Source organism: Hungatella hathewayi WAL-18680, assembly GCF_000235505.1.
Classification (GTDB): domain Bacteria; phylum Bacillota; class Clostridia; order Lachnospirales; family Lachnospiraceae; genus Hungatella_A; species Hungatella_A hathewayi_A.
In genome coordinates this window covers 2,709,128-2,732,287 of sequence record NZ_JH379027.1, presented here as the reverse complement: position 1 = coordinate 2,732,287, position 23,160 = coordinate 2,709,128, and the positions used below count along the sequence as shown (strand labels likewise).

General features: G+C 54.2%; 19 protein-coding genes and 1 pseudogene. 1 reads left to right on the top strand and 19 read right to left on the bottom strand.

The window, feature by feature from the left end; all coding sequences use genetic code 11:
* From HMPREF9473_RS12240 to HMPREF9473_RS12165, 16 genes and pseudogenes are all read right to left on the bottom strand, one after another.
* On the bottom strand, positions 1 to 425 hold a 425-nt coding region (locus HMPREF9473_RS12240), incomplete at its 3' end, for a ribulose-phosphate 3-epimerase (protein ID WP_434061518.1).
* A gap of 66 nt (positions 426 to 491) precedes the next feature.
* Positions 492 to 1,367 (bottom strand): ribosome small subunit-dependent GTPase A, encoded by an 876-nt coding sequence (gene rsgA / locus HMPREF9473_RS12235; RefSeq protein WP_006780426.1) that lies wholly within the window; start codon positions 1,365 to 1,367, stop codon positions 492 to 494.
* 9 nt (positions 1,368 to 1,376) lie between these two features.
* Entirely contained in the window at positions 1,377 to 3,461 is a 2,085-nt protein-coding gene (pknB, locus tag HMPREF9473_RS12230; protein ID WP_006780425.1) for a Stk1 family PASTA domain-containing Ser/Thr kinase, read from the bottom strand.
* Complete coding sequence (locus HMPREF9473_RS12225; RefSeq protein WP_006780424.1) at positions 3,455 to 4,201, bottom strand: Stp1/IreP family PP2C-type Ser/Thr phosphatase; 747 nt, start codon at positions 4,199 to 4,201, stop codon at positions 3,455 to 3,457. The genes pknB and HMPREF9473_RS12225 overlap by 7 nt, the downstream gene beginning before the upstream one ends.
* 4 nt (positions 4,202 to 4,205) lie before the next feature.
* Entirely contained in the window at positions 4,206 to 5,297 is a 1,092-nt protein-coding gene (gene rlmN / locus HMPREF9473_RS12220; RefSeq protein ID WP_080568861.1) for a 23S rRNA (adenine(2503)-C(2))-methyltransferase RlmN, read from the bottom strand.
* The gene (gene rsmB, locus HMPREF9473_RS12215; protein ID WP_006780422.1) at positions 5,297 to 6,634 is read right to left on the bottom strand and encodes a 16S rRNA (cytosine(967)-C(5))-methyltransferase RsmB; all 1,338 of its coding nucleotides are present in this window, start codon (positions 6,632 to 6,634) and stop codon (positions 5,297 to 5,299) included. The genes rlmN and rsmB overlap by 1 nt, the downstream gene beginning before the upstream one ends.
* The gene (locus HMPREF9473_RS12210; protein WP_006780421.1) at positions 6,621 to 7,352 is read right to left on the bottom strand and encodes a zinc metallopeptidase; all 732 of its coding nucleotides are present in this window, start codon (positions 7,350 to 7,352) and stop codon (positions 6,621 to 6,623) included. Before HMPREF9473_RS12210 ends, rsmB begins: the two co-directional genes overlap by 14 nt.
* 50 nt (positions 7,353 to 7,402) lie before the next feature.
* On the bottom strand, positions 7,403 to 8,362 hold the full coding sequence (fmt, locus tag HMPREF9473_RS12205) for a methionyl-tRNA formyltransferase (RefSeq protein ID WP_006780420.1): 960 nt from the start codon (positions 8,360 to 8,362) through the stop codon (positions 7,403 to 7,405).
* A 2-nt stretch (positions 8,363 to 8,364) separates the two neighbouring features.
* Complete coding sequence (gene def / locus HMPREF9473_RS12200; protein WP_006780419.1) at positions 8,365 to 8,853, bottom strand: peptide deformylase; 489 nt, start codon at positions 8,851 to 8,853, stop codon at positions 8,365 to 8,367.
* A gap of 123 nt (positions 8,854 to 8,976) precedes the next feature.
* Positions 8,977 to 11,223, bottom strand: a complete 2,247-nt coding sequence (gene priA / locus HMPREF9473_RS12195; RefSeq protein ID WP_006780418.1) for a replication restart helicase PriA — start codon at positions 11,221 to 11,223, stop codon at positions 8,977 to 8,979.
* Positions 11,201 to 12,606 (bottom strand): annotated as a pseudogene (locus HMPREF9473_RS28745) (UDP-N-acetylmuramoyl-tripeptide--D-alanyl-D-alanine ligase). The gene priA and the pseudogene HMPREF9473_RS28745 overlap by 23 nt, the downstream one beginning before the upstream one ends.
* Positions 12,607 to 12,608: 2 nt before the next feature.
* Positions 12,609 to 14,096 (bottom strand): UDP-N-acetylmuramoyl-L-alanyl-D-glutamate--2,6-diaminopimelate ligase, encoded by a 1,488-nt coding sequence (locus tag HMPREF9473_RS12185; protein ID WP_006780415.1) that lies wholly within the window; start codon positions 14,094 to 14,096, stop codon positions 12,609 to 12,611.
* 98 nt (positions 14,097 to 14,194) lie between these two features.
* Entirely contained in the window at positions 14,195 to 15,865 is a 1,671-nt protein-coding gene (locus HMPREF9473_RS12180) for a formate--tetrahydrofolate ligase (protein WP_006780414.1), read from the bottom strand.
* A gap of 25 nt (positions 15,866 to 15,890) precedes the next feature.
* The gene (locus HMPREF9473_RS12175; RefSeq protein ID WP_006780413.1) at positions 15,891 to 18,632 is read right to left on the bottom strand and encodes an FtsK/SpoIIIE family DNA translocase; all 2,742 of its coding nucleotides are present in this window, start codon (positions 18,630 to 18,632) and stop codon (positions 15,891 to 15,893) included.
* Between the two features lie 76 nt (positions 18,633 to 18,708).
* Positions 18,709 to 19,482, bottom strand: a complete 774-nt coding sequence (locus HMPREF9473_RS12170; RefSeq protein WP_006780412.1) for a ClpP family protease — start codon at positions 19,480 to 19,482, stop codon at positions 18,709 to 18,711.
* A 71-nt stretch (positions 19,483 to 19,553) separates the two neighbouring features.
* The gene (locus HMPREF9473_RS12165; RefSeq protein ID WP_006780411.1) at positions 19,554 to 20,099 is read right to left on the bottom strand and encodes a DUF5662 family protein; all 546 of its coding nucleotides are present in this window, start codon (positions 20,097 to 20,099) and stop codon (positions 19,554 to 19,556) included.
* Between the two features lie 141 nt (positions 20,100 to 20,240).
* Between HMPREF9473_RS12165 and HMPREF9473_RS12160 the strand changes: the two genes are divergently transcribed.
* Positions 20,241 to 20,444 (top strand): cold-shock protein, encoded by a 204-nt coding sequence (locus tag HMPREF9473_RS12160; protein ID WP_006780410.1) that lies wholly within the window; start codon positions 20,241 to 20,243, stop codon positions 20,442 to 20,444.
* Between the two features lie 140 nt (positions 20,445 to 20,584).
* Here HMPREF9473_RS12160 and hslO read toward each other — a convergent pair whose 3' ends face one another.
* The 3 genes from hslO to HMPREF9473_RS12145 form a co-directional block, all read right to left on the bottom strand.
* A complete protein-coding gene (gene hslO, locus HMPREF9473_RS12155) occupies positions 20,585 to 21,466 on the bottom strand; it encodes an Hsp33 family molecular chaperone HslO (RefSeq protein WP_006780409.1) in 882 nt (293 codons plus the stop codon).
* Positions 21,467 to 21,634: 168 nt separating this feature from the next.
* A complete protein-coding gene (locus tag HMPREF9473_RS12150) occupies positions 21,635 to 22,411 on the bottom strand; it encodes a class I SAM-dependent DNA methyltransferase (RefSeq protein WP_006780408.1) in 777 nt (258 codons plus the stop codon).
* Between the two features lie 102 nt (positions 22,412 to 22,513).
* A complete protein-coding gene (locus tag HMPREF9473_RS12145; protein ID WP_006780407.1) occupies positions 22,514 to 23,023 on the bottom strand; it encodes an SEC-C metal-binding domain-containing protein in 510 nt (169 codons plus the stop codon).
* Positions 23,024 to 23,160: the final 137 nt, after the last annotated feature.

Genomic DNA, 23,160 nt, shown 5'->3' with positions numbered 1-23,160 from the left:
AAGCCGGGATTGACGGTCATGATTAACACCATATCCACTTGTGGCAGAATCTGCTCCAGCACATGGATGGGCGTGGCCGGATTTAACGCCACTCCCGCCCTGGCGCCGGACGCTTTAATCCTGGAAATCACGGAATCCAGATGGATGCAGGCCTCCGCGTGGACACAGATGATATCCGCCCCACAGGCCCGGATATCGTCGATATACCGCTCCGGCTTCTCCACCATCATATGGACATCAAATACCCGCTCCGTGCAGCTTCTCAGGGAAGCAATCACCGGCATGCCAAACGAAATGCTGGGGACAAAGGCCCCGTCCATCACATCCAGATGAATGTACTGGGCTCCGGCTTTTTCCACGGCCCGTATCTCCTGCTCCATGTGTTTAAAATCTGCCCCCAGTAACGACGGCGCCAGTATTCTCATCATCAGTCTCTCCTTTTGTCTCTCCACTCAGTCATCAGCAATCGATTAACAGTCCACCAAACCAGTCTAGTATCTTCGTTTTTCCTTCAGTTCCTGGTAAAACAGCCGGTAATTCTCATACCGGCTCCGGCTCACCTCGCCCCGCTCCACCGCATCCTTGACGCCGCAGACCTTCTCTCCGATGTGAACACAGCCCAGAAACTTACACGCTTCCTCATACCGCTCAAATTCCGGAAAATAATGTTTTAACTCTTCCGCCTGCATATCCTCAACATACATGGAACTGAACCCCGGCGTATCCATCATGTAGGTGTCCTCCTCCACGAAGAACAGCTCCGAATGGCGGGTGGTATGTTTCCCCCGCTGTATCTTCTCGCTGATGGCTCCGGTCTCCATAGCCGCCAGGGGCTGGAGAATGTTGGTGAGGGAGGACTTGCCCACGCCGGAGGGTCCGGCCAGCACCGTGGTCTTTCCCCGTATCAGGGCACGGATATCCTCCATCCCGTCACCGTCACTGGCGCTGGCAAACAGCACCCGGTATCCGGCGGGCTCATAGATGGAGCGGTACGTATTCATCTCGACCTCATCGGTCAAATCAATCTTGTTAAACACAATGGTGACCGGAATCTCAAGTCTCTCCATCATCACCAGAAATTTATCCAGCAGATTTAAATTAGGCGACGGGTGGGTGATGGCGAACACCACCAGCGCCTGGTCAATATTGGCCACCGCCGGGCGGACCAGGGTGTTGCTGCGGGGCAGTATCTCATCGATATTGCCCTCCAGCGTCTCCTCATCCAGCACGGTTATCTCCACATTATCCCCCACCAGAGGTTTCAACTTCCGGTTGCGGAATACCCCTCTGGCCTTACACTCATAAATCTGCTGTCCTGCATGGACATAATAAAATCCGGCAATTCCCTTGATAATCTTTCCTGTCATCGATACTTCCTATTCTATCTCCATTGCAAAAAATTTAATTGGGTAGGACTTAATCACAGCCCCAGAAGCTACGTCTATTATCTCCACTTCCCCGGTCTCTACTCCCGGAACGCCCTCAATGCTTGGGAAATTCACCGGAAGAAGGTCCTGGCCGGTAATGGTCTTCGGCTGCATCAGCTCCTTGTAGACAGGTTCGTTGTTCACCATCTGCTTTAAGCGGATGGACACCTGGATACTGGAGGAATCCGCCCCCGGTCCGATTAAATTGGTCAGGTTGTAGGTCTCGCTGATGGAAGCCACATACCGCTTGGAGGAGTAATCCGGTCCCTTGCTGAGGGTATAGTCAATGGGACTTCCCTCCGCCAGCTGGGTGCCGGCCACAGCCACCTGGCTGATCACGGTGCCCGCCGGAATGGTATCACTGAATTCCTCGGTCACTTCTCCCTTGATAAATCCATAGTCCGCCATCATCTCCTGGGCCACCTCATCGGTGACGCCTGTGATATTCGGCACCTCCACTAAAGGAGCCGCCGGTCCGGAGCTGACAGTGAGGGTCACGGTCTCGCCGGGCTTCGCTTTCTCCGGCTCGTAGCGGAGCACTTTTCCCTTCTCCACCGTCTCGTTGGACTCTTCATTGATGGCAACCACAATCTGCCTGGATTCCAGCAGGGATTTGGCCGCCTCCGCATTCAGGCCGGTCAGTGACAATTCTGCCAGCGTCACCGTGTTGGTACCGTTGCTCAGAATCACGTTGACTGTGGAATACTTGGATACCACGGCGCCTTCCGGCGTCTCCTGGCGGAGCACATAGCCCTTCTCCACCGTCTCCGAATCCTCATATCCGCTTATCTTCATCACCAGAGTGCTGTCCTTTAACTTGGCCTCTGCGATGTCCTCCGGAAGATTCAACACATCCGGCATATACACCTCCGTATCGGCCAGGGAGGTTGACTCCGTCACGGCCACGGATTCTGTCGTGGTAGTCGGCGTCTTTCCACCGGAGCCTAAGCTGAACAGTCCGCCCAGCTTGGAGAACACAAAGATAAGAATGGCCACAATCAAAATGGCAACCACGATTCCCACCGCCGTCATCAGCTTCTCAATCTTGGGATTCACATCGTCATCATCCACCGCTTCCTGGCGTCTTCTTCCCGGGGATGCAGACGGCTTGTAGGTCTTCTGTCCCTTGTTGATGACATCCAGCTCCTTGGGGGAGATGGTGATGGTCTCCGAATAATCCGGCTCCCCGGAATTCATAGTCACAAAATTCTCATCCGGATTCACCAGCACATACTTCAAATCGGCAATCAATTCGTTGATATTGGCATACCGGTATTCCGGTTTCTTCTCCGTACATTTCAGGATAATGCTCTCTAAACTGACCGGAATGGCCGGGTTATAATGGCTGGGCCTGGTAATCGGCTCCTCCAGATGGGCCAGGGCAACCGTCACCGTGTTGTCCCCCTCAAATGGCAGCCGTCCCGTCAGCATTTCATACATGGTGATTCCCAGGGAGTAGATGTCGCTTCTGGCATCGCTATACCCCCCTCTGGCCTGCTCCGGGGAAATGTAGTGCACGGAGCCCATAGCCGCGGAGCTCAGGGTCTGGGCCGTCGCCGCCCTGGCGATGCCGAAATCAGCCACCTTCACCTTGCCGTCCCTGGAGATAATCATGTTCTGTGGCTTGATGTCCCGGTGGATAATGTTTCTCTCATGGGCGGCCGCAATTCCCTGGGCCACCTGAATGGAGATACCCACCGCCTCCTTCACATCCAGTTTTCCCCGTTTCGCTATGTAATTCTTTAACGTGACGCCCTCAATCAGCTCCATCACAATATAGTGAAGACTTCCCTCGTCGATTACGTCGTAGACGTTGACGATATTGGGGTGGGACAGCCCGGCCGCGGCCTGGGCCTCCATCTTAAACTTGCTGACGAAGCTCTCGTCACTGCTGAACTCTTCCTTCAATACCTTGATCGCCACCAGACGGTTCAGCTTGTGGCATCTGGCCTTATATACGTCAGACATGCCGCCGGAGCCGATTTCCTCCAGTATCTCATATCTGTCCTGCAAAAACATCCCCGGTCTTAACATGGATTCACCTCACTTATCTGGGGCTCAACCAGTATGGCTGCAATGTTGTCTTTTCCGCCGTGGTCGTTGGCCGCCGCTATCAGATTGGATACCTTCTCCTCCAGCGTATTGTCCTCGTAGACCAGCCAGCCTATCTCGTCTTCATTTACCATATTGGACAGGCCGTCGGAACACATCAGGAAATAATCCCCCGGCTTTAACTCCACTGAGAAGAAATCCGCGTGAATCTCCTCGTCGGCGCCCATGGCCCTGGTGATGATATTCTTTTTCTCCTGATAATCCTTGCTTCCACGGACCATCTGGCCTAACGCCACCATTTCCTCCACATAGGAGTGGTCTCTGGTCACCTGGTTCACCACATGGTCTCTGAGCAGATACAGGCGGCTGTCCCCCACATTGGCCACGTAGAGGATATTGCCCACCACTGTGGCTGCCACCAGTGTCGTCCCCATGCCGGATAACTCCTCCGAATTGACGGAGCGGTTATATAACTGCCGGTTGATATCACAGATGCCCTCCTGTAACATAGGCACCACTTCTTTGCTGTCCGACTGCCTTACATAGGCGGTCAGATGTTCCACCACAAAACGGGACGCGTAATCGCCCGCTTTATGTCCTCCCATACCGTCCGCCACAAGAAACAGATTCGGTAAACTTCCGACAGGTTCGGATGAGGAATAGATGAAGTCCTGATTATGTGTTCGGATTCTTCCCACATCGGTCTTTGCACATGCCTGCATTTCCTCATTCCTCCTTTTTCTTATTTGTCATACTCTCAGACGGACTGCTCTCCCCGCTCTGGTTTTCCTCCAGGTAGCTTTTTCGCAGCTGTCCGCAGGCCCCGTTGATGTCGCGACCCATTTCCCTTCTTATAGTAACATTAATTCCATTTTTTTCAAGCAGATTTTTGAAATCGGCGATGGCCTTCTGGTTGGACTGGACGTAATCCCGCTCCTTGATGGGGTTGACGGGAATCAGATTGACGTGGCCGTGCTGGTCCTTAATCAATGCCGTCAATGCCCTCGCTTCCTCCAGATTGTCATTGACGCCGCTGACCAGACTGTACTCAAAAGTCAGCCGGCGGCCGGTCTTGTCAAAGTAGTAGTGACAGGCCTCCATCACCTCGTCCAGGGTGTAGCGGTTGGCGATGGGCATCAGAGAGCGGCGCACCGTGTCGTTGGGCGCGTGAAGGGACAGCGCCAGGGTAATCTGCAGATTCTCGTCCGCCAGTTCCTTCATCTTCGGCACAATGCCGCAGGTGGAGACCGTGATATTTCTCTGGCTGATATTTAACCCGTTTCCGTCCGACAACAGCCGGATAAACCGGAGTACATTGTCGTAATTGTCCATGGGCTCCCCGGAACCCATGATGACCACGTTGGACACCCGCTCCCCGGTGTGGCACTGGATGCGGTATATCTGTTCCAGCATCTCCGAGGCCGTCAGGTTTCTCTCCAAGCCGTCCAGGGTGGAGGCGCAGAACCGGCATCCCATCCGGCATCCCACCTGGGAGGAAATGCAGACGGAGTTGCCGTGTTTGTATTTCATCAGCACGCTCTCAATCACATTGCCGTCTTCCAGCCGGAATAAGTATTTTCTGGTGCCGTCTATCTGGGAAATCTTCACATCCACAGGCGTCAGCACCTTCAAGTCATACCGCTCCCCAAGCTTTCCCTGAAGCTCTTTGGAAATGTTGGTCATCTCGTCAAAGCCTTCCACCAGCTTGACGTGAAGCCACTGGTATACCTGCTTTGCCCGGAATTTTGGCAGCCCCAGGGCGGTCAGCTCCTCACTCAGCTCTTCCAGTGTTTTTGATTTGATATCTTCTTTTTCCATCATGATGTTCTTCGAAATACCGAGAGGAAAAATCCGTCACAGGAATGAATTCCCGGAAGCAGCTGGATATAGCCCTGCTTCATAGTGGCTTCCTCAAGTTTCTCTCCTAATCTTCCTTCTATGTTCACCGGCTCAAAGGGGAATTCCCTTGCAAACCAGGCAGCATTTTCTTCGTTCTCCTGTCTGTTGATGGTGCAGGTGCTGAACACCAGCGTCCCTCCCGGCTTCACATACTGCCATACCACAGACAGCATCTGCCGCTGAAGGGCGGCCAGTGACTCTAAATCCTCCGGCGTCACCCGGTTTTTGATGTCCGGCTTTCTGCCGAGGATGCCAAGACCGGAGCAGGGTAAGTCGGCCAGAACAATGTCGGCCTGCCCGATGGAGGAATCATCCAATTCCAGGGCATCCCAGACCTTCGCTTCTATGTTCGTGTATCCGGTTCTGTCGATATGTTCCTGTATCATCTGTACTTTATACTCGGTCAAATCCCGGACATCCACGTGGCCGGTTCCGTCAAGCAAGTCGGCCAGATGAAGGCTCTTGCCGCCGGGGGCGCCGCACACGTCGATACAGTAGTCACCCTTTTTGGGGGCGGCCGCCAGACCCACCAGGGCCGAGCTGACATCCTGGACCTGAATCCAGCCCTTCTGAAACGCGTCCAGACTCTCCAGATAATCAAAATCCGCCAGCTCTAACATCTCCGGAATGTAGGCGGTCTCACGGACGGTCACCTTCTGGGCTGCCAGACTCTCCACAATCTGCTCTTTTGAAGCCAGGTGGAGATTGCAGCGGACCGTCATGGGACTGTCTGCCAGAAACTGTTCCAGCATCCGGTGAAGAGTGTCCGCCTCATAGGACTCCGCCCATTTGTCGTACAGCCATTTGGGGACGGAGTAACGGATGTCGTCGGACGGGAAGGTGATGTTATCTTTTTCCCGCGCCACGGTCCGCAGGACTCCGTTGACAAAGCCCTTCAGGCCCTGGAACTTCCGCTTTACCGCCAGCTTCACCGCCTCGTTGCAGACGGCGGAATCCGGAATGCGGTCCATATACAGAATCTGATACACACTCATCCGCATGAGATTGCGGATGAGCGGTTTCATTTTATTCACTTTTACTTTGGAATATTCATTCAGGATGTAATCTATCTGAATCAGATACTCGAGCGTGCCCTCCGTTACCCGGGAGATAAAGGCGCGCTCCGGTTTTTCCAGGTACTGGTATTTGTTCAGGGCCTGGCGCAGCACCACGTGGCTGTACGCTCCCTTTTCCAGCACCTCCAAAAGAATATCCAGTACGATTTCTCTTCCATCGGTGGTTTTAGTCGTTGTCACGTCTTCCTCCAAACAGTATTAACAGTCGCAGCAGCTGAAGCACGGAGGCCGCCACTGCCGCCACATAGGTCAGGGCCGCGGCTGACAGCACTTTTCTCGTCTGTCCCACCTCTTCCCCCGCTAAAATTCCGGTCTGGTCAAGCAGCGCCACGGCACGGCTGGACGCGTTAAACTCCACCGGAAGGGTAATCACCTGAAACAGAATGGCCAGCACAAACATCCAGATCCCCACCTGCACCAGAAAGCTTCCGCCTCCGCCCAGGAAAAATCCGATCAGAATCAGTGGCAGGGCCAGACTGCTGCCCAGATTGGCCACCGGCACAAAGGCGCCGCGCAGCTTTAAAGGGGCGTAGCCCACATTGTCCTGGATGGCGTGGCCGCACTCGTGGGCCGCCACACCGATGGCGGACACGGAGGACGACTGGTAGACGCTCTCCGACAGATTCAGGGTCTTGTTTCTTGGGTCATAGTGGTCGGTCAGCTGGCCGGACACCGGGCGGATGGTCACATCGTAAATGCCCTGGGAGTTTAAGAGACGCTCCGCCGCCTGTGCCCCCGTCATGCCGGAACGGCTGCGGACGCTGGAATATTTGCGAAATGTGCTCTGTACCCGGCCGGACGCCCAGATAGACAGCACCGCGCCAATCAGAACCAGTATCATTGTCGGGTCAAAGAACATCCCGTATCCATAGTATCCATATCCAAATGCTAGTACCATTCAAATCACTCCTTTATCTTCTATATCCATACGGTGAATGGTTCCTTCCCTCACGCTTCAGGGACTCTTTCGCTTGAAGCGGCACACAGTATGGTTCCCTTCTCTATCTGGTATCCCCGGAGGAAGGCATCCGTATCCATCCGTTTTTTTCCTTCCAATTGGAGGGATTTTAACGCCAGAGCGCCCTTTCCCGTCTTCATCAGAATGGAATCCTTCTCCACCGCAATCACTTCCCCGCAGCTTCCCGGATATTCCTCGTTTACCACATCGGCATCCCAGATTTTCAGGGTTTTCCCCTTCCAGGATGTGTAGGCACTGGGCCACGGATTCAACCCGCGGATCCATCGCTCAATCACAGCCGCCTCCATAGTCCAGTCAATATCGCCCATGGATTTGACAATCTTTTTCGTGTAGGTGGCTTCCTCATCCTTCTGGGGCGTGCGGACGATGGTTCCGTCCTCTATCTTTTTTAAGGTGGAGAGAATCAGCTCTCCGCCCAGCACGCACAGCTTGTCGTGAATGCTTCCGTAGGTCTCTTTGTCGTCCATGGGGACAACTGCTTTTTCCAGCATATCACCGGTATCCATCCCCACATCCATCATCATGGTGGTGATGCCGGTCTCCTTCTCACCGTTTAGCACCACCCACTGTAAGGGAGCGGCACCCCGGTACTTGGGAAGCAGGGAAGCGTGAATGTTGACACAGCCGTACTTTGGAATGTCTAAAACCGCCTTTGGAAGAATCTGGCCGAAGGCAATCACCACGCAAACATCCGGCCGTAATTCCCGGAGCGTCTCGATAAATGATTCATCCCTGGCCTTCACCGGCTGGTAAACCGGGATGGAAAGCTCCACCGCCTTCTCCTTCACCGGCGTCATGAGAACCGCCTTGCCGCGGCCCTTCGGTTTGTCCGGCTGGGTTACCACACCAACCACATCATGTCCGGCTTTCACCAGCGCCTCCAGTGTGGGCACCGAGAAATCCGGAGTTCCCATAAATACTATCCGCATGCTTACTCCTCTTCTTCCTCATCGTCGTCGGCCGTCACGTCCGTCAGCTCGCCTTCCACCCGGGTGACATACAGCTCGCCCTTTAAGTGGGCGCACTCGTGGCAGATGCAGCGGGCCAGCAGATCCTCGCCCTCCAGCTCAAACTGCTCCATATTCTCGTCGTAGGCTCTCACCTTGACCTTCTGGGGTCTCGTCACAATACCGGACTTTCCTGGGACGCTAAGGCACCCTTCCGGACCGGTCTGCTCGCCTTCCTCCTCAATAATCTCCGGGTTAATCAGCACATACTGGTGGCCGTCATCCACATCGATGGTCACAATCTGCTTCAACACTCCCACCTGGGAAGCCGCCAGTCCCGCGCCGAAGTTCTCGTACATGGTCTCAAACATATCCTCAATCAATTCGGTAATCCGGGGTGTTATCTCCTTCACCGGTTTGCACTGCTTTGTCAAAATCTCATCGCCGATATAGCGAAGCTGTCTCACTGCCATAGTTCTGTCTATCCTTTCTCTTTGTGTTATCTTTTTTCACTCTATCTTTCCCGCGGCCGCCAATGCGGCCGCGAAAGCCCGGTGCAAAGTCTGCCAAAACAGACGATTCTGCACTCGGATTTATCAGGAAAAATCATACTGTATCATCACGGAATCATACCAGGCGGCTTCCTCCGTCAGCTTTTCCAGCCTGTTTTTAATTCTTATTAGTATATCATAGTTTTCCTGTTTCAAATATAAAATTTTTCTATAAATATCCTTAACTTTGTATATAGGGGCCTGGGCCGGGCCGATGACCTGCAGTTTCTCCTGGTTTTCATCGGTTTTCACCCACTCCGCCACCTGCTCCATGGCCGTCGTCAGCAGTTCCTCCGACTTGCAGGCCATCATGACGGACAACAGCTCACAGGCCGGCGGATACCGAAGCACCGAGCGGTAGCTCATCTCCTGCCGGTAAAAGGTCTCATAATCCTGGCTGGCCGCGCACACGATACTGTAATGCTCCGGGTTGTAGCTTTGAATCACTACGTCCCCCGGCAGGTTGTCTCTCCCCGCCCGGCCCGCCGCCTGGGTCAGCAGCTGGAAGGTCCGCTCCCCGCACCGGAAATCCGAGGAGTACAGCGACAAGTCCGCCGCCAGTATCCCCACCAGCGTCACATTGGGGAAATCGTGTCCCTTTACAATCATCTGGGTTCCAATCAGGATGTCCGCCTCCCCCTCGGCGAAGGCGGTGAGTATCTCCTCATGTCCCCCCTTCTTCGAGGTGGTGTCCAAATCCATCCGCAATACCCTGGCCTCCGGAAAGAGGGCCTTCGTCATCTCCTCCACCCGCTGGGTCCCCACGCCGAAATTGGCGATATAGGGGGAGCCGCAGGAGGGACACTGCTCCGGCATAGGGATGGTGTAGCCGCAGTAATGGCAGACCAGCCTGCTTCCACTCCGGCTTCCGGCCCCATAACCTCTCCGCTCGTGAAGAGTCAGCGTCACATCGCAGTGAGGACAGCGGATGGCCTCCCCGCAGGAGCGGCAGGACACGAAGTTGGCATAGCCCCTCCGGTTGATAAACAGCATCATCTGCTCCTTCTTCGCCAGCCGCTCCTCCATCATGGCCTGTAACTGCCGGCTGAAGATGGATTTATTGCCCGCCTTTAATTCTTCCCGCAAATCCACAATCTGAACCGCCGCCAGACTGCTGTCCGCCTTGGCCCGGATATCCAGGGTATAGAGGGTGAATTCTCCCTTCAAGGCCCTGGAATAGGCTTCCAGAGACGGGGTGGCGGAGCCCAACACTACGCTGGCCCCATTCATCCCCGCCCGGTAGATAGCCACGTCTCTGGCGTGATAGCGGGGGGACAGTTCACTTTTGTAAGCCCCCTCATGCTCCTCGTCAATGATAATCAGCCCCAGATTGTCAAAGGGGGTAAATAACGCCGAGCGGGGACCAATCATAATCTGAATCTCTCCCCTTCTGGCCCGCTCAAACTGGTCGTAGCGCTCCCCCTGGGACAGCCGGGAATTGATGATGGACACCACGCCCCCAAACCGTTTGTAGAACCGCATCACCGTCTGGTAGGTCAGCGCAATCTCAGGAATCAGCACAATCACCTGACGGCCCTGGCTCATCACATGGGCCATCAGCTCCATGTAGACTTCTGTCTTGCCGCTTCCCGTGATGCCGTGAACCAGGGATGTCCCCCGGATGCCATTGTCATATTTTTCACAAAAGTCATCCACCACCGACTGCTGCTGGCTGTTTAACTCCACCCGGCTGGTCTCCCGCTCTATGTCCTTCACCGGATTGCGGTAGACCGTCTCGGAATCCAGGGTAATCATCCGTTTCTCTATCATGGGCTTTAAGGTGGCCTGGGACAGATTCATCTGGTTTAATGCCACCGCATAGGGAAAGACGGGAGTTTCTGCCAGTACCCGGAGCAGACGTTCTCTCGCCTTATAGCCTTTTTTATGTGCCTGGGCAATCTCATTTAACAACTCTTCTCTTCCCATCAGGCACCGGATATTCTTATATTCTACGGCCTTTACCTTCTGCTTCACCGGCAGCACGGTTTTTAAGGCCTGGTTCATGGTGGAGCCGTAACGCTCCTTCATCCACCATGCAAGTTCAATCAGCTGGGACTCGGCCGACACACTGCCTGCCACCGTCCCAGCCACCTCTTTGATTTTGTCTTCGTCGTACTCCGGCGTGTCGGTTATCTCTACCACATACCCTTTTCTCTGCCGGTTGCCGGAACCGAAGGGAATAAACACCTGCATTCCCACCTTCACGGCCCCTTCCAGCCGCTCCGGAATCCGGTACTGGAAGGTTCTATCCACTTTTTCGTGGGAAATATCAATGATGATATTGGCGTACATGTTTTACCACTTCTCCTAACTTCATGCTGTTGGAGCCCTTAAACAGCACGCTGTCTCCTGTCTTCAGTTCCCTGTCCAGAAACGCCGTCAGCTCTTCCTTATCCGAAACACGATAGATGGAAATGCCGCCGGTATGCGCCTCAATTCCTTTGGCTATCTCCTGGGCCAGCTCCCCGTATGCCACCACCATATCCACCGGCAGCTCTGCCAAATATTCGCCGATTTCATAGTGGAACCGCGGGGCATGTTCCCCAAGTTCCTTCATATCCGCCAGGACAGCGATACGGCGCCCTTCCGTGCAGGAATCGGCCGGTTTCATGGACACCAGAATATCAATCGCCGCCTTCATGGACACCGGGCTGGCGTTGTAGCTGTCGTCGATAATCGTCAGTCCGCCTTCCCGGTAAATCTGCTGCCGCCCCTCAAATCCCGTAAACTGGGAGAGGGTCTTCGCCGCCTCCTCCATGGGCACGCCGCTCTTATCCGCAACGGCCAAAGCCACCAGCGCGTTTAATATCTGGTGCGCCCCCATCACCTGGAGCCGCACCGGAACCCGCTCATCGCCGTGAACTGCCGTAAAGGACGGATAACCGTCCACCGTGCAGACATCCGCCGCCCGGTAGCTGCAGGACTCCGACAGCCCATAATGGACCGTGGAGAATCCTTTCCTGGCCTTCGTCCTCTTCAGCCACTCGTCATCCCCGTTGAGGAAGAGAATCCCACCCGGTTTCAAGCCGTCCTGAATGCTCATTTTCTCCAGATAGATATTGTCCTGGGTCCCAAGCTGCTCAATGTGGGACAAGCCAATGTTGGTGATCACCGCCATATCCACCTGGGCAATGCGGGCAATCACCGTCAGCTCTCCCGGCTCGCTCATCCCCAGCTCAATAACGCCTATCTCATCCTTAGAGCTTATCTCCGACGAGGGTGAGTGGGCACCCCCACCTGGCTGTTATGGTTGCCGGGCGTTTTATAGACCCGATACCCTGCCGACAGGGCGGCGCTTATCATCTCCCTGGTGGTGGTCTTCCCCACACTGCCGGTAACGCCGATTAAGGGCAGGTTCAGACGGCTCCGGTACCAGGCGCCCACGGACTGGAGGGCCTTCTTCGTATCCTCCACCCGTATCCAGGCCGCGCCGCCGGACTGCTCCTCCTCCATCTGATCATGTTCACTGGTAAATACCGCCACGGCCCCCGCGTTAATCGCCTGCATTATGAACCGGTGGGCGTCCACCTTTTCGCCAATCAGGGGAACGAACAAATCGTTCCCCTTCATCGTCCTGGAATCAATGCTAATATGCTCCACAGGAGTCTCCGGCCGGCCGCACAACAGTCTGCCGCCGGATGCCTCCACAATCTCTTTTACCGTTATCTCTTCCATCTCTATTCCATTCCCTGCTCTTCCAGCTTATTGAATACTTCCTCAATCACCTGACGGTCCAGGAAGGGGTAACGGACTCCGTTAATCTCCTGGTAGTCCTCGTGTCCCTTGCCGATCACCGCGATCATATCCCCGGGCTGGGCGTGGACGATGCTGTACTCAATCGCCTCCCTGCGGTCCGGTATCTCGATAAAGGCCCCGCCGGTCTTCTCGATGCTGCCGCGGATGTCGGCGATGATATCTTCCACCTTCTCGTATCTGGAATTATCCGCCGTCACGATGGACAGATCCGCCAGACGGCCGCCCACCTCGCCCATGGTGTATCTCCGCTCCTTGGAGCGGTTTCCGCCACAGCCAAAGACGCAGACCAGCCGCTTCGGGTGGTATTCCCGCAGTGTGGATAACAGACTCTCCATGCTGACCTCATTGTGGGCGTAATCCACAATCACCGTACATCTGGGAGACGTGTGGACAATCTCCATCCGCCCGTTGACATAGATATGCTCCATGCCGTGGCAGATGCTGTCCTCCGGAATCCCCATCAGACTGCAGACGCCAACCGCCGCCAGCCCGTTGTAGACATTGAATTTCCCCGGAATATTCAGCCGCACCTCCAGCTGGCAGGCGCCGCTCACCAGGAAATCCACGCCCACAAAATCAGGCTCCGACACATACCGGATATTCTCCGCCTTGAAATCGGAATCAGCATCCAGGCTGAAGGTATGTAACTCACAGTCCACCTGGGCGATGATGTCCTCGTAGTGGTCGTCATCCTTGTTCACCAGCCCCACCCGGCACCGTCTCAGCAGCTGCGACTTGTAATATAAATACTCCTCAAAATCCGCATGCTCATCCGGCCCGATATGGTCTCTGGAAATGTTGGTGAACAGGCCGTAGTCAAAACGGATGCCGTCCACCCGGTGCATTTTCAGCCCCTGGGAGGACACCTCCATAATCACATACTCACAGCCCGCCTCCACCATCTGGGCAAAGTAGGACTGGAGCTCGTAGGACTCCGGCGTGGTGTTTCTGGTCTGGTAGGTCTGGCTGCCGATGATAGCCCCCGCCGTTCCAATCAGCCCCACTTTCCGGCCGGCCGCCTCCAGAATCGCCTTTATCATGTAGGTGGTGGTGGTCTTTCCCTTGGTGCCTGTAACGCCGATGCTGGTCATCTTCTTAAGCGGATATCCAAATCTGGCCGCCGACAATACCGCCAATGCCTCCCTGGCATGTTCCACCCGGATGACGGTTATCTCCTCCGGAATAGCCGGAAGCTCCTTTGCCGGTTTTTCCACAACCAGGACTCTGACGCCTTGTTTTGTCACCTCCGGGATGAAATCGTGGGAATCCACCCGGGTTCCCTTCATGCACACGAACACCACTCCCGGCGCCGCCTTCCTGGAATCGTAGACGACGTCCGTCACCTCTTCCTCCGGACTTCCCTGAAGTAACTCGTAAGTGACATCCTCCAGCCAATCCTTCAATCTCATATGGGTCCTCCATCTATCTCTTTCATTTTCTGTCCCAACAAGGGATTTTGCGCGGGTTCCTTCCCACAACTGATTCCACCGGCACAATCTCAAAATAATCAGAACAATCCCGTGATAACGCCCTCCGCGTTTACGTCAATGCCCTCTGCCGCCGGCTTCTTCGGAAGTCCCGGCATGGTCATAATCGCGCCTGTCAGCACCACCACAAACCCGGCGCCGGCCGACACGTAGACGTCTCTCACATTTACCGTAAATCCGGCTGGGCGTCCCAGTTTCGTCTGGTCATCGGACAGGGAGTACTGGGTCTTCGCCATACATACCGGGAAGTTTCCAAATCCCATCTCCTCAATTCTGGCCAGGGCCTTCTCTGCCGCCGGTGCGTAGGAGACGCCGTCCGCCCCATAGATTTCCGTGGCGACCGTCCGAATCTTGTCTTTCAGGCTCATCTCATCCGGATACAGTGCCTCGTAGTGGCTCTCCTTCGTCTCCAGAGTGGTAATCACCTTCTGTGCCAGGGCTTCTCCGCCCTCGCCGCCCTTTGCCCATACTTCAGACAACGCGAACTCACAGCCCTTTTCCTCGCAGAACTGTTTGATAAAGGCGTACTCCGCCTCGGTATCGCTGGTGAAGGAGTTTAACGTCACCACCACCGGCACGTGATATTTGTGAATATTCTCAATATGCTTCTCCAGATTTACAATGCCCTTTCTAAGCGCCTCCAGATTCTCCGTGCCAAGCTCATTTTTCGGCACGCCGCCATTGTATTTCAGCGCCCGGACCGTGGCTACCAGAACCACCGCGTCCGGCTTTAACCCGGCCTTGCGGCATTTGATATCCAGGAATTTCTCCGCGCCCAAATCCGCGCCGAATCCGGCCTCCGTCACCACAATGTCCGCCAGTTTCAGGGCTGTCTTTGTAGCACGGACACTGTTGCAGCCGTGGGCAATGTTGGCGAATGGGCCGCCGTGAACCAGCGCTCCCGTGTGCTCCAGCGTCTGGATAATGTTGGGCTTGATGGCATCTTTCAGCAGAGCCGCCATGGAACCCACCGCGTGTAAATCCGCCGCCGTCACCGGCTCTCCCGCATAATTGTATGCCACGATAATCCGTCCCAGCCGCTCCTTCAAATCGTCCATGTCGGAAGCCAGACAGAGAATCGCCATAATCTCAGACGCCACCGTGATGACAAAATGGTCCTCTCTCACCACGCCGTCCGCTTTGGCTCCTAAACCAACCACCACATTGCGCAGCACCCGGTCATTCATGTCGAGACAGCGTTTCCACAAAATCTGTCTCGTATCAATGCCGAGAGCGTTGCCCTGCTGGATGTGATTGTCGAGAAGGGCCGCCAGTAAGTTGTTGGCCGATGTGATGGCATGGAAATCCCCTGTAAAATGCAGGTTCAAATCCTCCATGGGAACCACCTGCGCATAGCCGCCGCCGGCCGCGCCGCCCTTGATGCCAAAGCAGGGCCCTAAAGACGGCTCCCGAAGGGCAATCATGGTCTTCTTTCCCAGCCGCTTTAAGGCATCTCCAAGGCCGACACTGGTGGTCGTCTTGCCTTCCCCGGCCGGAGTCGGGTTGATGGCCGTCACCAGCACCAGTTTTCCATCCGGGCGGTCTTTCACCTTCTCCCAGAGCTCGTCGGTGAGTTTGGCCTTGTACTTGCCGTAAAGTTCCAAATCGTCCTCGGTAATCCCATAGACCGCCGCTACTTCCTTTACCGGAAGCATCTCGGCCTCCTGTGCAATCTGAATATCTGTCTTCATGACGCTCCTCCTTTGGTATATGTTTTTACAGACCCTGTTCCATCATATTCTCAAATTCTTCCATGCTCATCAGCACCTTGCGGGGTTTGGTTCCCTCCTCCTCGCCGACCACTCCGGCCTCCGCCAGCTGGTCCATGATTCTGGCCGCACGGTTAAACCCTATCTTATACATACGCTGAAGCATGCCGATGGATGCCTTGTCTTTCTCAATAATAAACTTTCCGGCCTGGGCAAAATATTCATCCCGGCTGTTCTGGCTCTCCTGCACCTCCGGTGCGGCCGGAGCCGTAATCTGTTTCTCAATATCCGGGTTGTAATCCGTCACCATCTCCTGTTTGGTCAAAAATTCCACCACCTTGGAGACCTCCTGGTCGGACACGAAAGCGCCCTGTACACGCTGCGGCTTCTGGAAGCCCGCCGGATAGAACAGCATATCGCCCTTGCCCAGCAGTTTCTCCGCCCCGTTCATGTCAATGATGGTTCTGGAGTCCACACCCGATGACACGGAAAATGCAATCCGGGACGGCACATTGGCCTTAATCAGTCCGGTAATAACGTTGACGGACGGCCGCTGGGTGGCGATAATCAGATGGATTCCCGCCGCACGGGCCAGCTGGGCCAGACGGCAGATAGCATCCTCCACCTCTCCCGGAGCCACCATCATCAAATCTGCCAGCTCGTCCACGATAATCACAAGCTGAGGCAGCTTCTGAGGTTTATTCTCATCCTCAATGTCCTTAATCGATTCAACCTTGGCGTTATATCCCTTTAAGTCACGGACATTATAATCCGCAAACTTCTTGTAGCGGTCCATCATCTCCGCCACAGCCCAGTTTAACGCCCCGGCCGCCTTCTTCGGGTCGGTCACCACCGGAATCAGCAGGTGCGGAATGCCGTTGTAGACGCTCAATTCCACCACCTTCGGGTCAATCATAATCATCTTCACGTCTTCCGGGCTTGACTTGTATATCAGGCTCACAATCAGCGTGTTGATGCAGACCGATTTACCGGAGCCGGTGGCGCCTGCAATCAGAAGATGGGGCATCTTGCCCACGTCGGTCACCACCACCTGGCCGCCGATGTCCTTGCCGACGGCAAAGGATAACCGGGACTGGCTGTTCTTAAACTCCTCCGCTTCCAGCAAATCACGGAGCAGCACAATGTTGTTCTCTTTGTTTGGCACCTCGATGCCCACAGCCGACTTGCCGGGAATCGGCGCCTCAATACGGATATCGGCCGCCGCCAGACTCAGCTTCAAGTCGTCCGCCAGCCCCACAATCTTGCTGACCTTCACGCCCTGTTCCGGGTGAAGCTCATACCGGGTTACGGACGGGCCGCAGCTGACATTGGTCACCGTGACGCCCACGCCGAAGTTCTGGAGGGTCTGCTGGAGCTTGATAGCCGTCTCCTTGTACTCCTTCTCCGAGTAGGAGCCATTGACCTTGCTGCCCCGCTTTAACAGGCTGAGCGGCGGGAACTTGTATTCCTTCTTCACCACCGGCTTCTGCTTAATCTGCTCCGCCACGCTGATGTCGCCGTCCTTGGCTGCCTCCGCCCGCTTGGATTCCAGCTTCTTCTTAAGCATCTCCGTATCGGTCTCAATGATTTTGCCGGAAGCGGTCTCCACCCGTTTCGGCTCCTCAGGAATAAAGAATTCGCTGTAATTGACGCCGTCCTCCGCTTGTTCCGTCGGATAGAGGCTGTCGTCCACGATATCCATCTCCTCCAGGGTCCGGACATCTTTTTTGAGTACTATCTCTTTTCCGTCCTCCATCTGGCCAAGACCGCCGGGAATCACCTTCATCGCTGGAACAGGCGTTATCTCGTCCTCCTCGTCAAACGGAACCGTATCGTTGTCATCATCTATGTACTGCTCCGGCATAGCGATACTGCCGGTGAAAATGTCGGCCTTCCGAACGCCGGGGATATCTCCGGTTTCCTCCGCCGTCTCCGGAGCCGGCACAGCCGACACAGCCGCCGCGGCCTCGTCCGGCTTCTCCTCCAAGTCATCTAAGAACGACGGTTTGCTCTCCGTCTCCTCCACCAGCTTGGTGGAGTCCAGATTGACGCCGCGGACCTTCTGCTCTTCCCGCAGTCTGCGCCGCTCTTCCTTTCGCTCCTCGTGCAGGATCTTCCGTCTGTCCGCGTCCTCCTTGGCGTACTGGTAGGCCTTGTCACCGCCCTTCTTGACCACCGCCACCACTGATTTCTCGGTGATGCAGACGATACAGATGATTAAAAGCACCGACAGCACCAGATAGGTCCCGACGGTTCCCAGCACGGAGCCCAGCAGCATCACCAGAAGGGCTCCCAGCCAGCCGCCGCCCGCTCCCTTGACGGAGGACGCCAGAAAGCTCTCCGTCAGTTTCTGTCCGGCCACATAGCCGCCGCCAAACATCATCTGGGCCAGGGCGCACAGCGTCAGAATGGCCGCCACCACGGCGGCTATCTTCAAGCTGGCGATGGGGTTCCCCTTGTTGGACAGATAAAAGCATGTCCCCACAAATAAAAGAACAGGTGCAACAAACCCTACCATACCGAAGATTCCAAGCTGCACCTTTCTCAAAAAATCACCTGCTACGCCGCACAGATGAAAATTACTCAAAAACAAAAGGACCGCGATGGCGAACGACGCGATAATCAACACCTCGGAACGGATAAAACTGCTGTCCCCACCACTATTCTTTGTCTGTGTCTGTTTCTTTGTTCTGGTTGTCGTCTTTTTGGACGCAGCCGTTTTTTTGCTCTTATTAGTTGTGCTAGCCACGAAAACAAAGCCTCCTTCATAAACCCTCTACAATTCCAATAAACAGTATACAAAAAAAGGAGGCAAATTGCAAGAATCATCTGGGCTCGTTTGCGCTGCGGCCGTTCCGGCCCCCTGTCTCACTCTCTTCCATCATCCGGTATAATTTGTCCAGCGCGTCCCGGATTCCGCCCACCTCGTCGATGAGTCCGCATTTGACAGCTTCCTCCCCCACGAGAACGGTTCCCAAATCCCTGGTCAGCATCTCCGTGTTCAGCATCAGCCGCTTCACCTGGTCGTAGGCGATAGTGGCATGTCCTGACACGAAGCTCAAGATTCTGTCCTGAATCATCTCGAAATACTCGTAGGTCTGGGACGCCCCGATGACCATGCCGGTCATGCGCACAGGATGCACCATCATGGTACCGGTCGGCACAATGAAGGAATAGTCGGTAGACACGGCAAGTGGCACGCCGATGGAATGGCTGCCGCCCAGCACCAGGGACACGGTTGGAATGCTTAAGGACGCAATCATCTCCGCGATGGCAAGTCCCGCGTCCACATCGCCGCCGGAGGTATTTAACAGCACCAGCATGCCCTCCACCTCGTCGTTGTCCTCGATGGCCGCCAGCTGTGGCAGCACGTGGTCGTATTTGGTGGCCTTGCTGTTGCCGGAGAGATTCTCATGTCCCTCAATCTCGCCGATGATGGAAAGCAGATGGATTTTCTTCCTGCCGGCATTTTTCTCCAGCGTCATCTGCCCATATTCTTCCAGCTTTTCGTCTTCTTTTTGCTCTATCTCTTTTTCTTTCTTTTTCTCATCCGTGCTGGCTTCCTGATTCGTCTTCTGATTTTGATATTCGTCTCTCATCTTCCTGCTCCTTTGCTAACAACTGATTCTCATGGGTTAGTTTGTTCCGCAGGGATGAATTTATACCGTTTTCAGTAAGTTCCTTTTTTCAGAAGCTCTTTCATATAGGAAAATGCAGCCGCCTCGCCATCGTCCCTCAGCATGTAAAGCAGGGTTTCCAACAGCTGTCTCGTCTCCGGGTGGATGACGATGTAATCTTTGCTGTAATTATAGTATTCCAGCGGACAGCTGTCCGTGTAGGCCTTCCCTTTGTATACACGGGAGGCGGCAATCCGGTCCATCATCATCTCTATCACATATTTTAAAGGCATTTTATGGCCCACCAGACCTTCTTTAAAATCAAGAGAAAAATCAATCCAGTATTCAAAATGATGTTTGTTCCTGCCCTTGTGGTGAAGCCAGGCTTTGGAGTAGCCAAAGACCTCCCGCTCCGCCGCGTTGGGACTGCGGTTGCCCTGATAGTAGCGGACTCCGGTCCAGAACTCCTCCGGGCTGTATTTGGACATGTCATGGCACAGTCCCTGGCGGTACAGCCCCACCCGGAAGCAGTTTTTCAGCACCAGCCATTTATGTTCCGTAATTGTCACAAAATGATGCCATACATTTGCAAATTTCATCCTCATTCCTCATTTTATTCAAAATTTTTTTATTTTATGTGAAACTATTTGACACCTTTTTCATAGTATGCTATTCTTAGGGAAGTTGCACAGAATATGGCAGCTATACTATTATTTTTATTTTATTTTGGAGGTATCATCATGAGCAGAGGTACAGTTAAGTGGTTTAACAACCAAAAAGGTTACGGCTTCATTTCCGACGAGTCCGGAACAGATGTATTCGTACATTATTCAGGACTGGCTATGGACGGTTTCAAGTCTCTGGAAGAAGGCGCTACTGTCGAATTCGACGTAACCGACGGAGCTAAGGGCCCACAGGCTATCAACGTAACCGTAGTACAATAATCATTTTACCAGTGTACCTTTTTCATTCTATATATAAGTCATGTTTATGTAAGAAGGAAGATATAGTGTTACACCGTACGTGATTACAAAGGGGCTGCCACTGAATTTCGGTGACAGCCCCTTTTCACGTCAAAAACCGCCTAGTGGCTGGCCTTGTTATAAAGTTCTTCCAACTCTTCCACTTCGAACGTGTAATTTTTATTGCAGAAATGGCAGTTCACCTCGATGGGCTTGCCGTCGTCTATCATCTCCTGCAAATCCTTTTTCCCAATGCTGATTAATGCCTTCTCCACCCGCGCTTTGTCGCAGTTGCAGGTGAAACGGGTGTCCATCCTGTCGGTGATGCACAGGTTGAATTCCCCCAGAATGTGCTCCAGTATCTCCTCCGGAGACTGACCCTTATCAAGCAGGGAGGTGATGGAGGATATCTCCGCCAGTCTGCTCTCCAGACGGCCGATCATCTCTTCCGACGCCCCCGGCATCAGCTGGATGATAAAACCGCCGGCCTGGCGCACGGTATTGTCCCGGTTCATCAAAACGCCGAGAGCCACGGAGGTGGGTATCTGCTCCGAGGTGGCGTAATAATAAGTCAAGTCCTCGGCAATCTCGCCACTGACCAGAATGGTCTGTCCCACGTAGGGCTCCTTCATGCCCGTATCCTGGATCACGCTTAAGACACCCACACCGAGCGCGCCGCCCACATCCAGCTTGCCCTGGGCGTTTGGCGGCAGCATGACGGAGGGCTCAAAGACGTAGCCCTTCACATCCCCCTTGGAGTCCGCCGTCACGGTCAGACCGCCGATGGGTCCGTCTCCCTGAATCTTGATGGTCAGTAAATCGTCCTCTCCCTTCATCATGGAGCCCATCATGGAACCGGCGGTTAAGAGACGCCCCAGGGCGGCCGTCGCCACCGGGCTGGTGTTGTGGGCGCTGCGGGCCTCCTCCACCAGGTCTCTGGTTGTGGCGGCAAATGCACGGATTTCCCCGTCTGCCGCGGTTGCACGTATGATATAATCTGTCATAATCTAACCTCTTTCTGTCTGTAAATGACGCTTTCAATCTATCACTGTAACTATTTTGGGTCAGCCCAGTTTGAATTCAACCGCCGGATGTCCGGCCGGCGCCCTTGCCTGTTTCCTGGCAGTTATTTTTTATCCGGTCTGTAAGGGTTCATCCATCCCGCCCGAAATTCATCCGCATGACATCCGGCCAGCATCTTTCCCCTGCTCTCTGGCAATCACGTAGATTCTCTCACTGTCCGCCTTCGGCGGCTCCTTCGTAAAGGCGTCATAGACCGCCACAAACTCCATACCGGCTTCCACAATGGCCTGTTTCACTGTCTCCAGGTCATACGCCTTCTGGAAATGAGTCTCCTCATACTTCCGGTACAGGTCATCCTCCTCCCGGATAAACAGGGCCAAATCGTACTCGTTTATCATGGTGTCCTTGTCGTAGTCATTGTCCCAGATGAAGCTGCAGTCGTCCCGGTTCTCGGCGATGGTGTTGTCTCCCAGCAGCTGTTCATACTTGTATACAGTATTCATATCAAAGATAAAGACGCCCTCCGGGTCCAGGTAATTGTTCACCAGGCGGAAGACCGTCACCAAATCCTCATATTCCGTCACATAGTTCATGGAGTCGCAGATGCTGATGACGGCTCTCACAGTGCCGTACAGCTCAAACTCCCGCATGTCCTGGAGCAGATACAGGATGTCCCTGCCGGACTCCGCCCGTTTTTCCATGGCGATCTGGAGCATTTCCCCGGAATTGTCCACGCCTATCATGTCGTAGCCCATGGCGGAGAGAAGTTCCGACGCGCTTCCCGTGCCGCAGCCAAGGTCCAGCACCAGTCCGTCCTCCACTCCATATTCTGTCAGCAATTCCCGAAGATATGCGCACCACTCCTCATAGGGAATATTGTCCATGAAGGTATCATAGACCGACGCAAAGCTGGTGTAGGCATCCATGTCATCTCTCTCCTTTGTCATACTGATATGGTAACAGTTGATAAACGAAAGCAGAACGCCTGTTGTCTGCGCCCTGCTTTCCCCTTGGTTTTCCTATGGATATTACTGGTTTTTGCCACAGCACTTCTTGTACTTCAATCCGCTGCCGCATGGACATGGGTCATTTCTTCCCACCTTTGGTCCCTTGACGATGGTTCCGGATTTCTTCTGCTCCTTGTAGAGTTCTTTTCTCTTCTCCGCCGGCAGAATGTCCTCCCACATCGGAAGGTTGTACAGCCAGTCAGCCTTGGCTTCCACCATGTTGTAATATAATTTCTCCGGGTCAATCTCAATCTTCACCACGGTGTCCTCTTCCATGGTGTCGATAGGGTTCTCGTAGCCCTTCAAGCTCTCGTTGATTCCATCCAGGAATCCGGTCATAATCAGAACCTCTGTCTCGTACTTCTCAGCCAGCTCCTTCACCGTTCCCTCAATCACTTCCGTGGGATTGGACAAAATCTTCTCGTAGATTCCCTTCTCAATCGTAAAATATCCAGCCCAGAAATTCTCTCTCTCTTTATCGTCCAGGCCCTCACCGTAAGCCAGATTTCTCCATGTCTCTAAAATCGCCATAATCGTTCTCCATCCTCTTTCCAATTGATTCTTGTACAAACTCTTTTATAGTATATAACAAGAAGAGGAATTTTGCAAAAGGTTTTTATCATATGACGCAGGCGAGAAAAAAATTAACCCCGGTACGCCATTGTACC